General features: G+C 74.2%; 1 protein-coding gene (cut by a window edge). It reads left to right on the top strand.

The window, feature by feature from the left end:
* Positions 1-13,987: the 3' portion of an L-histidine N(alpha)-methyltransferase gene (locus OHB41_RS08235; RefSeq protein WP_266697296.1), read on the top strand. 4,976 nt of this gene lie to the left of the window's left edge; 13,987 of the gene's 18,963 nt are visible here — the last part of the coding sequence; its start codon lies beyond the left edge, outside the window; the stop codon is at positions 13,985-13,987.
* The last annotated feature ends 4 nt before the right edge of the window (positions 13,988-13,991 follow it).

Genomic DNA, 13,991 nt, shown 5'->3' with positions numbered 1-13,991 from the left:
CGGCGCGGACCTCTACGCCGACCTGGCCGGGGCCGGCCTGGTCTACGGACCGGCGCTGCGTGCCGTCGAGTGGATCGCCTCCGGCGCCGACGAGGCGCTGGCGAGTCTGCGCGTGCCCGCCGAAGCCGCCCGGTTCGCCGGCTGCGCCCTGCCACCCGCGCTGATCGACGGTGCCCTGCACACCTTCGCGGTGCTGCGCGACCGCGCCGGCGGCCCGCCGATGGTGCCGTTCGCGCTCGCCGCCGCCGAGGTGTTCGGGCCGCTGCCCGAGCAGGTGTACGCCCATGTGCGCGCCGTCGGCCCGGACCGGTACGACCTGACCCTGACCGACCTGGCCGGCAACGTTCACGTCCGGCTGCGCGACCTGTCCCTGCGCCCGGCTCCCGCACCGCGGACATCCGGCACCGGGCCTGCTTTGACCACCGGGCCTGCAGTGACCGCCGGCCCCGCCGTCACCGAGCGACCGGTGGACGACCTGATGTACCTGCCCCGCTGGTCCCCGGCGCCGGCCGAGCCGTTCACCGCGCCGTTGACCGCGCCCGGCTCGGACACCTGGCTAATCCGTCCGTCCGCCGCCGCGCCCCTCGCCGCCGCCCTCGCCACCCGGCTCGGCGGTTCCGTCACCGAGATCGAGCCCGAGCACTTCGTCGCACCGGCCGGGCGCCCCGGCCACGTGATCGTGCTCTCCGGTCCGGCGCAAGGGCGCACCGACGACCCCGCCGCCCTCGACCTCGCGCAGAAGCGTGGCGTCCTGGCCCTGTTCCGCGTCGCCAAGGCGCTGCAACGGTCCGGCGCACCGGTACGGCTGACGGTGGTCACCGAGGACGCGCTGAGCACCGGCACCGAACCGGTCCGCAACCCGTACGCGGCGAGCCTGCACGGGCTGGCCCTGTCCCTGGCCCAGGAGCATCCGCGCTGGCGGGTGGCCGTGGTCGACCGCTCCTCGGCCGACCCGATCTCCCCGGATGTCCTCGACGTGCCGGCCGGCGGCCCGTACGCCCTGCGCGCCGGTGTCCTGCACCGGCGGAGCCTGGTCCCCGCCACCACGACGACGACGCGCGAGGCGATACGCCAGGGCGGGGTCTACTTGATCCTCGGCGGTGCCGGAGGACTCGGCCTGGAGCTCACCGAGTGGCTGGTGCGCGGCTACCGGGCCAAGGTCGTGCTGGTGGGGCGCAGTGAACTCGACGCCGACCGCTGCGACCGGCTGCGCCGCCTCGACCCGGCCGGCGAGCTCGTCTCGTACCGGCGGGCCGACGCCACCGACCCGGCGGCGCTGGGCGAGGTGGTCGCGGCGGTCCGGGCCGAGCATGGCGCGCTGCACGGGGTCGTGCACGCCACGATTGTGCTGCGCGACCAGACCGTCGCCACGATGACCGAGGACACCTTCCGGGCCGTTCTCGACGCCAAGACCCGTACGTCGGTGGCCCTGCACTGCGCCCTGGGCGCCGCCGACGGGCTCGACTTCGTCCTGTTCTTCTCCTCGGCGGTGGCCCTGTCGGGCAGCGCCGGGCAGGCCAACTACGCCGCCGGATCGACGTTCGAGGACGCGTTCGCACACCACCTCGACGATGTGCTGGCGGCCCGCTCGGCCGTCATCAACTGGGGTTACTGGGGCACCGTCGGCATCGTCGCCGACGACCGGCACCGTGAGCGCCTGGCCCGGACCGGGATCCACTCCATCACCCCGGCCGAGGGCATGGCAGCCGTGCACGACGTGCTGGGCCGTACCGATCGGCAGGTCGTGGTGATCAAGGCGACCGCCGCCGTGCTCGCCGCCGCCGGAGTCGAACGGCCCGCCGCCGAGCAGGCCGGCGACGAACTGGCACCTTCGGCGGCAGCGCTGCCGCCGGTCGCCCGGCTGCTGACCGAGAGCGACCAGGCGCGTCTGGACAAGGTCGTGCTCGGCTGGCTCTGGGAACTGTTCCGGGGCGAAGGGGTGTTCCGGACCGGCGGCGAACGGTGGACCGCCGACGAACTGCGGCGGCGTCTGCGGATCGCCGACGGACAGTCCCGGCTCTTCGCCGAACTGCTGCGCGTGCTCACCGTCGCCGGTTTCCTGTACGACGACGACGGCAGCGCGCTGACCGCCACGGACCGCCCGGCCCCCACTGACCCGGAGAACGAGCTGGTCGCGCTCTGCGAAGGGCAACCCGCACTGAACCGCATCGACCGGCTGCTCAGGCCCTGCATGCACCACCTGTTCGGGGTGCTCCGCGGCACCGTCCGCGCGACCGAGGTGATGTTCCCCGGCGGATCCACGGAGCTGGTGGAGGGCGCGTACCGGGGCAGCCCGGTGGTCGACCGCGCCAACCAACTCGTGGTCGCCGCCTTGCTGGACCGGGTGGGCCGGCTCGGCGGACCGGTCACGGTCGTCGAGGTCGGCGCCGGAACCGGCGGCACCACCGCGAGCCTGCTGCCCGCCTTGGCCGCCACCGGCGCGGAACTGACGTACGTCTACACCGACATCTCGCCCGCCTTCCTGCAGCACGGCCGGCAGAGGTTCGCCGAGCGCTACCCGATGGTGCGCTTCCAGCAGCTTGACATCTCCGGCGACCCCCTCACGCAGGGCTTCCCGCCCGGCGGCGCGGACATCGTGGTCGCGGCGAACGTCCTGCACGCCACCCCGGACCTGACGCACACCCTGCGCGCGGTCGCGACGCTGCTCAAACCCGGCGGGCAACTGGTGCTCAACGAGGCCACCAGCAACGTCGTCACCGCCACGCTCACCTTCGGTCTGCTCGACGGCTGGTGGCTGCACCGCGACGCCGGCCTGCGCCTGCCCGGTTCGCCGCTGCTGTCCGCACCCGGCTGGCGCACCGCGCTCGACCTGGCCGGATTCGCCCGCAGCCGGGCGTTCCCCGCCGACGAGGGGCTCACCCAGCACGTCGTCGTCGCGGAGACCGGCCCGGCCGGGCCGGCGCCCGTCGCCGCACCCACGGCGGAGCCGCACGCCGGCGGCGCGGACCGGCTCGTCGAGGCCGCCCGTGAGTATGTTAAGGACGCGTTCGTCCAGGTGCTCCAGGTGCCCCGGGACCGGCTGTGGCTGGACGAGACGTACGAGAACTTCGGGGTCGATTCGCTCACCGTGCCCCGGATCGCCGACCTGCTCGCCGAACGCATGGGCGATCTGCCGACCACTCTGCTGTTCGAACGCCCGACCATCCGTGAAGTCGCCGACTACCTGGTCGAGCGGTATCCGGACAGCGTGCGGACCCTCGTACCCGACCAGCCCCGGCCCGCGCCGGCCGTGGTCACCGAGCGTGCCGGACGGCCGGCGGAGACGGCGCCCGCCGCGGACACCCGGATCGCCGTCATCGGCGTGGCCGGCCGGTACCCGCTCGCCGACGACCTCGACGCGTTCTGGAGCAATTTGCGAACCGGGCGGGACTGCATCCGCGAGGTGCCGGCCGGGCGCTGGGATCCGCCGGTGGCGCCCGAGGTGAACGGCACACCGGTCAGCCGGTGGGGTGGCTTCCTCGACCGCATCGACGAGTTCGACCCACGGTTCTTCCAGATGTCGATGCACGAGGCGGAGCGGACCGACCCGCAGGAGCGGCTGTTCCTGCAGACCGCCTGGCACACCCTTGAGGACGCCGGCTACCCGCGGATCCGGCTCCGGGGCAGCCGCGTCGGGGTCTACGTCGGCGTCATGTACGGCCACTACCAGCTCTTCGAGGACGAGCGCGGCCTGGCCGGCGGGATGGGCTACGCGTCGATCGCCAACCGGGTCTCGTACGCCCTCGACCTGCACGGCCCGAGCCTGGCGGTCGACACCATGTGCTCGTCGTCGCTGACCGCCATCCATCTGGCCTGCGAGGCACTGGCCGGCGGAAGCGCGGACTACGCGCTGGCTGGCGGCGTCAACCTCACCCCGCACCCCCGCAAGTACCGGCAGCTCGCGGCCGGCGGCTTCACCGGCGAGACCGGCCGGTGCCGCAGCTTCGCGGCCGGCGGCGACGGCATGGTTCCCGGCGAGGGCGTCGGCGCGGTCCTGCTCAAGCCGTTGGCCGCGGCCGAGCGCGACGGTGACCGCATCCTCGGCGTGATCCTCGGCAGCGCGGTCAACCACGGCGGCAAGACCGGCGGGTACGCGGTGCCCAGCCCCAGCGCCCAGAGCGAGGTCATCACGAGCGCGCTGCGGGCCGCCGGCGTCGAACCGGCCGGCGTGTCGTACGTGGAGGCGCACGGCACCGGCACGGCGCTGGGTGACCCGGCCGAGGTCGCCGGACTGGCCCGGGCGTTCGGCGACCGTCCGGCCGGCTCGATCGCCATCGGCTCGGTGAAGTCGTCCATCGGGCACCTGGAGTCGGCGGCCGGCATCGCCGCCCTGGCCAAGGTGCTGCTGCAGATGCGCGCCGGGGAGCTGACGCCGTCACTGCACGCCGAGGAGCTGAACCCGGCCGTCGACTGGGCGAACGTCCCGTTCCGTGTCCAGCGGGAGACGGCGCCGTGGACCGGCCCGCAACCCTTGCGCGCCGGTGTCAGCGCCTTCGGCGCCGGTGGCTCCAACGCCCACCTGGTGGTCGAGCAGTACCGGGCCGAGCCGCGGCCCGGCGTCGTGCCGGTGCCAGCCGTGTTCCCGTTCTCAGGGCGCGACGCGCAGGCGCTGCGCCGGGTCGTCGAGCGGATGCTGAGCCGTCTGCGCGGCGAGCCGGGCGCGACCGGCCTGGCAGAGATCGCCGCGGCCGCCGGGGTGCCGGTCGGCGCCGTCGACGAGCCGCTCGACGAGCTCGGCCTGGACCCCGCCACGATCATGCGGCTGGCCGGGCGGGACACCGCCCTGCACCCCGGTGCCGTGCACAGCGGATCGACCCTGCGACAGCTCGCCGCGGCCCTGCCGGACGCGGCGGACATCGACCTCGGCCGCCTGTCCTACACGTTGCAGATAGGGCGTGAGGCGATGGCACACCGGCTCGCCGTGGTCGCCCACCGCACGGACGAGCTGATCGACCAGCTCGACGCATTCCTCGCCGGGCGGCCCGCGGGCTGGACCGGTGTGGTGACCACGGAACCGGGCGCCCCGGTCGCGCCGAGCGCGGATCCGCACGACACCGCCCGCCGCTGGGTGCACGGCGAGGTGATCGACTGGGCGGGCACGCCCGGCAGCACGCCGGAACCGCTGTCACTGCCCGGGTACCCGTTCGAGCCGGTCCGCTGCTGGATCCGTGCAGCGGCGCCGCCGGCCGCCACGCCGCCGCCCGGCTCCTCCGGTTCCGCGCTGACCACCGTGCTGCGGCTGGTCAGCGGGGTCAGCGGCTACCCGGTGACCGACCTGGACCCGGCCGCCTCGTTCCACGATCACGGCTTGGACTCGCTGGCGTTGCTGAGGCTGGCCGGTGACGTCGCCGCGGCGTTCGAGGCTCCCGTCGGCCCCGACCAGTTGCTGGCCACCCCGACGGCAGCGTCCCTGGCCGACTGGCTCGCCCGCGAACACCCGCAGGACGTGCCCGCGCACCCCGGGACGCCGGAACCGGACGACCCGGTGGTCATCGTCGGCATGGCCGGGATGCTGCCCGGCTCCACCGACCTGGACGAGTTCTGGGCCGCCCTGGAACGCGGCGGCGACCTGTTCACCGAGCTACCGGCCGACCGGTGGGTCGCGGGGGAGCATCACGGCGACCCGGCTGCGCACCCGGAACGCACCCGGGTGACCCGGGCCGGCTTCATCGGCGGCATTGACCAGTTCGACCCGCTGTTCTTCGGCATCTCCCCGCGCGAAGCCCGCTGGATGGACCCGCGGCAGCGGCTGCTGATGCGTACGGTGTGGGCCGCGCTGGAGGACGCGGGCATGGACCCAGGTGATCTGGCCGGCAGCGACACCGGGCTCTTCGTCGGCGTCGGCTCCTCCGAGTACGCCGAACTCATCCAGCGCTCCGGCGCTGCCACCGACGCCTACTCGTCGACCGGCCTGGCCCCGTCGATGCTGGCCAACCGCATCTCGTACCAGCTCGACCTGCACGGTCCCAGCGAACCCGTGGACACCGCCTGCTCCAGCTCGCTCGTCGCGCTGCACCGGGCGGCGGAGGCGCTGCGCCTCGGACGGTGCGGCACGGTCATCGTCGGCGGCGTCAGCCTGATGCTGTCCCCGGTCACCTTCGCCTCACTGGAACGCGCGGGGATGCTCAGCCCGGACGGCGTGGGCCGGGCCTTCGACGCCGACGCGACCGGCTACGTACGCGGCGAGGGGGTCGGCGCCGTCGTCCTCAAGCGGCTCAGCCGGGCGCGCGCCGACGGCAACCCGATCCTGGCCGTACTGCGCGGCACCGCGGTCAACCACGGCGGCCGCGCCAACTCGCTGACCGCGCCGAACCCGCGGGCACAGGCCGACGTGATCCGGCAGGCCCACCGGGAGGCGGCGGTCGACCCGGCGACGATTGGCTACCTGGAGACGCACGGCACCGGCACGGTCATCGGCGACCCCGCCGAGACCAACGGGCTGCGCGAGGCGTTCGCCGACCTCTACCAGGACTGGGGTCACGACGCGCCCGACAAGCCGCACTGCGCGCTCGGCGCGCTGAAGAACACCATCGGCCATCTCGAACCGGCCGCCGGCATCGCCGCGGTGCTGCGCGTTCTGCTGTCGATGTGGCACGGCCGGATCAGCGGCGACCCGCACGGGCCGCGGCCGAACCCGCATCTGGGCCTGGAGGGCACCCCCTTCGAACTCGCGACCGGGCCGCGGGAGTGGGCGCCGCCCGCACCCGGGGTGCCGCGCCGGGCCGGGGTGAGCGCCTTCGGGTACGGCGGAGTCAACGCACACGTCGTACTCGAGGAGTACCCGGCCGAAGAGCCGATTCCGGCGCCGGGACCGGTCGTGTTCGTCCTGTCCGCCCGAGACCCCGAACGGCTGCGGGCGTACGTGCGGTCCTTCGCCGACCGGCCGGACCGCTGGGCGCACGACCTGGTGAACACCGCCTACACGTTGCAGACCGGGCGCGGGGCCTACCCCGAGCGGCTGGCGTTCGTCACCGACTCCGCCGAACACGCCGTCGCCACGCTGCGACGTTTCCTCGCCGGTGACACCGCCGGCATGCACACAGGGCGGGTCGAGCGGGACGCGGACCGCACTCCGTACGACGGCCACGGCGACGAGGAGACCGCAGCCGCCTGGGCCCGGGGCGCACAGGTGGACTGGCATCGCCGGTGGGCCGCCCCGCCGCGCCGGCGGTCGCTGCCGACCTACCCGTTCGCGCCGGAACGGCACTGGTTCACCGAGGGCACGACGGCCCGGCCGGTCAGCTGTTTCACGGCGACCTGGGAGGACGAGCCGGTCCCGGCGGCCGGCGAGCACCCGGGCCGGGTGCTGGTCCTGGGCGATCTGCCGGTGCCCGGCGCGGTGCACGTCCGCGTCGGCACGGAGTACCGCGACGAGGGCTCGGTGATCACCATCCGGCCCGGCGAGCAGGACGACTATACGCGGCTGCTCGCCGAGACGCCGGCCCGGATCGTCCACCAGTGGCCGCTTCTCGCACCCGGCCGCGACGACCTGGGGATCGAGGCGATGTTCCGGATCGCGAAGGAGCTGACGGCCGGCGGCGCCCGTACCCCGATCCGGATCCAGGTGCTGGTGCAGGAGGACGCGCTCGCCGAGGCGTGGGGCGGGTTCGACGCGTCGTTGCGGGCCGCGCTGCCGGGCACGACGTTCAGCGTCGTCCGGGTCGACGGTGCGGGCGACACCTCCGCATTGCTCGCCGAGATCGCCGCGCACCGGCTGTCGGGCCCGGCCGTGCGGCTGTCGGCGTCGGGCCGAACGGTGCGGACGCTGAGCGAGATCCCCGCCCGTCCGGTGCTGCCCTCGCCGCTGCGTGACGGCGGCGTCTACCTGATCACCGGCGGCCTCGGCGGGCTGGGTGTGCTGCTGGCCCGGACGCTGCTGTCACGGGGCGCCCGGGTGGCGCTGACCGGCCGCTCGCCGGCTGCCGAGCGGGCCGAGCAGCTGGCGGAGCTGCGCGCGTACGGCACCGTCGAGTACTACCAGGCGGCTGTGGAGGACCGCGACGCGATGACCCGCGTCGTGGCCGAGGTGATCGCCGACCTGGGCAGCCTCGACGGGGTGTTCCACCTGGCCGGCACCGCGTCGCGCAACCCGCTTCCCGGCAAGGACGTCGACGAGCTCCGGGCGCACCTGCGCGCCCGGATCACCGGAACCAGGGTGCTCGACGAGGTCACCCGCGACCTGCCCCTGGACCTGTTCGTACTGTACTCCTCGCTGGCCGGGCAGCTCGGTGACTACGGCCTGGTGGACTACGCGGTCGGCGCTCGCTACCTCGATGGGTTCGCGGACTTCCGGGAGCGGGAGCGTCTCGCCGGCCGTCGGCACGGCCGTACCGTGTCGGTGGACTGGCCGATGTGGCGAGCCGGCGGCATGCACGTGAACACCGAGGACGAGCGCCGCTACCTGGCCGGCACCGGCTTCCGCTACCTGGAGACGGCCGAGGGCGAGCAGGCGCTCGACCTGGCGCTGCGCCTGGACCGCCCGCAGGTGGCCGTCCTGCCCGGTGACCCGGCCCGGATGCGCGATCTGGTCGCCGGGATGCGCCTGCGCGATGACGGCGTGCCGGCCCTCCCGGCGCCGCCGCGGCCTGTCGCGCCGGCCGACGTCGTCCCCCCGGAACTGGCCACACAGGTCCGGGAGCTGATCTGCGAGATCCTCGGGATCGCCCCGACCGCTCTCGACCCGGACGCCGGTTTCGGCGAGTACGGTCTGGACTCCTTCGGCCTGCAGAACCTGGCCGCGGCGCTGGCCACCCGCTACGACGTGACCGTGCCGACGACGACGCTGTTCGGTGCCAACACGATCACCAAGCTCGCCGCGTTCCTGGCGGACGAGCTGCCCCCGGCGGCCCCGGTCGCTCCGCAAGCCGAGTCCGCGCCCGCGTCGTCCGAGCCCGCGTCCGCGCCGGCCGAGTCCGGCCCCGCGTGGTCCGAGTCGGCACCCGTCCCCGCACTCGCACCGGCCGAGCCCACGCCCGCACCGCTGTCCGTGCCGCATGGCGTGTCCGTGCCCGCGAGCGGCTCGCGGTCCGCGGATCCGTTCGGTCACGAGCCGATCGCGATCATCGGCCTGGCCGGGCGGCTGCCCGGCGCGGACGACCTCGAATCGTTCTGGCGGCACCTCGCCGACGGCCGGGACCTGATCACCGAGACGCCCGCCGACCGATGGGACTGGCGGGAGGTTGCCCGCCGCTTCGGCGGCACCGCGCGCTGGGGTGGCTTCCTGACCGGCGTGGACCTCTTCGATCCGCTGTTCTTCCGCATCTCACCGGCCGAGGCGCAGGCCATGGACCCGCAGCACCGCCTCTTCCTGGAGCACACCTGGGCCGCGCTGGAGGACGCCGGGTGCCGCCCGGACCGGCTCGCGGGCGGCCGGGTGTGTGTCTTCGCCGGGGTGCAGTTCACCGACTACGAGTCGATGGTGCTGCGCGGCGAGCACGTCAACGCTCACGCCGGCACCGGTCTGGCCCGCACCATGCTGGCCAACCGCATCTCGTACCTGCTCGACCTGCGTGGCCCGAGCGAGAGCGTCGACACCGCCTGCTCCAGCTCGCTGGTCGCCCTGCACCGCGCCGTGCGGTCGCTGCGCGCGGGGGAGAGCGACCTGGCCATCGCCGGTGGGGTGAGCCTCGTGCTGTCCCCGCAGACCGTGGTCGCCGGCAACCAGCTCGGCGTGCTCGCGCCCGACGGACGGTGCAAGGCGCTCGACGAGCGGGCCGACGGATACGTCAAGGGCGAGGGTGTCGGCGTCGTCGTGCTCAAGACGCTGTCGCGGGCCCTCGCCGACGGCGACCAGGTGCACGCGGTCATCCGCGGCAGCGCGGTCAACCACGGCGGCCGCGCCTCGTCGCTCACCTCACCGAACCCGCTCGCGCAGGCGGAGCTGCTGGTCGAGGCATATCGGGACGCGGATGTGCCGATCGAGACGGTGTCCTACGTCGAGCTGCACGGCACCGGCACCGCCCTGGGCGACCCGGTCGAGATCGACGGCCTGATCCGTGCCCATCGCACGCTGGCCGCCGGGCCCGCGGTCACCTGCGGCATCGGCACGGTCAAGAGCAACATCGGGCACCTGGAGCCCGCTGCGGGCATAGCCGGCGTGATCAAGGTAGTGCTGGCCATGCGGCACCGACAGCTGCCGCCGACTCTGCATCTGTCCCGGCTCAACCCGCTGATCGAGCTGGACGGCACACCGTTCGAGCCGGTCCGCGCGACCCGGCTGTGGGCGCCGAACGACGCCGACGGCACGCCCGTGCCGCTGCGCGCCGGGGTCAGCTCGTTCGGCTTCGGCGGGGTCAACGCCCATGTCGTCCTGGAGGAGCCGCCCGCAACGTCCGCGCCGGTGGAGCCGGCCGGGCCGGAGATCTTCCTGCTGTCGGCGCGGGACGAGGCCGCCCTGCACCGGTACGCCCGGGCATACTGGACCTTCCTCGGCGACCAGCAGCCCGCGCTCACCTCACTCGCCCACACCTCGCAGGTGGGCCGCGTTCCGATGCCGGTGCGCCTGGCGCTGGTCGTCACATCCGTAGCCGAATTACGGGACCGGCTGGCCGCCTTCCTGGCCAGCGACATCGAGGCGACCACCGTGACCGGCGCCCACGACTGGCTCACCGAGCCGGAGGGCGTCAGCTACCTGCGCCGGCTGGCCCGGGAGGGGCGGCTCGACCGGATCGCCCGGCTCTGGCAGGACGGTGCGGCCGTGGACTGGGCCGCGCTGCGCACCGATCGGCCCGCCCTGACCTCCCTGCCGACATACCCGTTCGCACGGGAACGGCACTGGCTGACGAGCCCGTCCGCACCGCCGCCGCCGGACGATGCGCGACGCCTGCTGGTCAAGGCATGGGAACCGGCGCCGGCACCGTCCGGGCCGGCGCCGCACGCACCGGTGGTCCTGGTCCGGGCCGAGACCGAGGCGCTGGCGACGGCGGCGTTCGGGGACGCGGCCCGGGTGGTCCGCCTGGACAACACGGACGAGGAGACCGGTCTGCGGGCCGCCGCGTCGATCGGCCGGGCGCCGGTCGTGATCGACCTCGTCGACCTGTCCGCGGTGCCGGTGTCCGACGTACGCGTCGACTGGGCCCGCATCGTGCTGGCCCGCGAGCTGATCACGGCGAACCGGACCGCCGGCTTCGCGTATCTGCACATGACCCAGGGACTGGTGTCCTTCCGCGCGCACAGCCCGACGCTCCGAGGAGCGGCGTTCGCGGGGCTGGTCCGGATGCTCTCCGCCGAGTACCGCGGGGTGTTCGCCCGTACCGTCGACGTCGACGTCATGGATCCGGACGCGCTGCGGGACGTGGCCACCGCGGAGCTGGCGGCGACCGACCCGGTCACCGAGGTGTGCGTGCGTGACGGCGCCCGGTACACGCCGACGCTGCGTCCCACCGGCAACGCCTCGGCGCCCGCCCGGTGGTCGGACGATCTCGCCGGACATCCGGTGGTGATCACCGGCGGAACCGGCGCGCTCGGCCGCCTGCTGGCCGCCGAGCTCGTCGAGCGGGGAGCGGACCAGCTGGTCCTGCTCGGGCAGTCCCCGCTGCCCGCCCGCGAGAACTGGGCGGAGTTGCTGACAGCGCCCGACACCGATCCGGCGCTGGCGGCCCGGCTGCGCGACCTCACCGCGCTCGAACGCCCCGGGGTGCGCCTGCTGATCGAGAGCGTCCCGCTGGAGCACGCCCGGGAGGTGCTGGACCTGATCCGCCAGGAGTGGGGACCGATCGCCGGGATCGTGCACTGCGCCGGTCTCGGTGTGATGACCGACCCGGCCTTCGTCGGCAAACGCACCGCCGACATGCGGCGGGTGCTGGAACCGAAGACCACCGGCCTGCAGGCGCTGCTGGACGCGTGCGCGGACGACCCGCTGCGCTTCGTGGTGCTGTACTCGTCGGTGGCCGGCCAGGTGCCCGCGCTGGCGGCCGGGATGAGCGACTACGCGCTGGCCAACTCGGTGCTGGACCGGGTGGCCGAGTACCGGAGCGCCACCGGCACCGACACGCCGGTCTTCCGGTCGGTGCAGTGGCCGAGCTGGCAGGCGGCCGGCATGCCGGAGGTGGACACCCCGGCGTACCGGGAGCTGGGGCTGCGGACGCTCAGCCCGCAGGACGGCGTGGCGCTGCTGGACGCGGCGCTGGCCGGGCCCGACCCGGTCGTGCTGCCGTGCCTGGTGGACACCACCCGGTTCGACGCCGGCGCCCTCCTGACGGTCGCCGCGCCCGAGACCCCCGCGCCGGTCGCCGCCGCGGACACGCCCACTGCGTACGGGATGCGGACCGGTGACGGCGTGCGAAGGCTCACCGAGGTCTTCGCGGCGACGTTGCGCCTGGACGCCGCGCAGATCCGGCCCGACGCCGACTTCGCCGACCTCGGTGTGGACTCCATCATGATCGCCCAGCTGCTCGCCGCGCTGGAACGTGACCTCGGGGTGGTCGCCGAACCTTCGGCGCTGCTGGAGAACCCGACCATCGCCCAGCTGGCGGCCGCCCTCGATGATCGGCTACCGGATCAGCCGGTGCCCGAGAAGCCGGAGCCGGTGCGCACGCCGGAGCCGCAACTCGCGCGGGTGAGGGAGCCGGAGCGGGGCATCGCGGTGGTGGGCATCGCCGCCCACTTCCCCGGAGCGCCCGACCACGCCACGTTCTGGCGCAACCTGGTCGGCGGCGTGGACTCGGTGACCGAGGTGTCGCCGTCGCGCTGGGATGCCGATCGCTTCTGGCACCCCGCCCCGCAGCCCGGCAGGACCGTCAGCAAGTGGGGCGGATTCCTGGACGGCATCGAGGACTTCGACCCGGACTTCTTCCGGCTCGACCCGGCCGGAGCCGCCCACGTCGACCCGCTGGTGCGGCAGTTCCTCGAGGCCGGAGCGGAGTGCCTGGCCGACGCGGGCCTGACGCCCGCCGACGTGGCCGGTCGCCGGGTCGGGGTCTTCGCCGGCGCCCGGGCGGCGAACTTCGGCGCGCACCATGCCGCCGCGACGACCCACTCGATCAGCGGCATGGCGCAGAACTTCATCGCCGCCCACCTCTCGCACTACCTCGACGTGCGCGGCCCCGCCGTGGTGGTCGACAGCGCCTGCTCCTCGGCGCTGGTCGCGGTGCACCTGGCCGCGCAGAGCCTGCGCACCGGCGAGTCCGACCTGGTGATCGCCGGCGGCGTCGAGATCCTGCTCGACGAAGTGCCGTTCGTCGGCATGAGCGGCGCCAGGGCACTGTCGCCCAGCGGCCGGTGCCACACCTTCGACGAGCGCGCCGACGGCATCGTCCTCGGCGAGGGCGTCGGCGCCCTGCTGCTCAAGCGGGTCGAGGACGCGATCCGCGACGGCGACCGGGTGTACGCGGTGATCGAGGGCAGCGCCGTCAACAACGACGGCCGCACCATGGGCATCACCACGCCGAACCCAAGGGCGCAGAGCGAGGTCATCGAGTCCGCACTTGCCGCGGCCGAGGTGTCGCCGGCGCAGCTCGGTTACGTCGAGGCGCACGGCACCGGCACCATGATCGGCGACCCGATGGAGCTGAAGGCGCTCACCGAGGTCCTGCGCGGCGCCACCGACGAGGTCGGGTTCTGCGGTGTGGGCAGCGTGAAGACCAACATCGGGCACACGCTCAGTGCGGCCGGGATCGCCGGCCTGATCAAGGTGGTGCTGTCGGTGCACCACGGGCAACTGCCGCCGACCCTGCACTGCGCGACGCTCAACCGGCGCTTCGAGTTCGACCGGTCGCCGCTGTTCCCGGTCCGCGAGCTGCGGGAGTGGACCGCGCGGGACGGCGTACGCCGGGCCGGGGTCAGCTCGTTCGGCTTCGGCGGCACGAACGCCCACATGGTGGTGCGCCAGGCCCCGGACGGCTATGTCCCGCGGCGTGAACCGCTGGACCCGCCGCGGTATCGGCGGCGCCGGTTCTGGTTCGACGTGCCGGTGCCGGCCTCCGCCAACGGCAACGGGCGCCACGGCGGCCCGACGCCGCCGGCGCCGTTCTTCCAGATCCAGTTCTGATGCG

The organism is Streptomyces sp. NBC_01571 (assembly GCF_026339875.1).
Taxonomy (GTDB): Bacteria; Actinomycetota; Actinomycetes; order Streptomycetales; family Streptomycetaceae; genus Streptomyces.
Note: the sequence above shows the minus strand (reverse complement) of the source record. Positions and strands in the feature narration are given on the sequence as shown.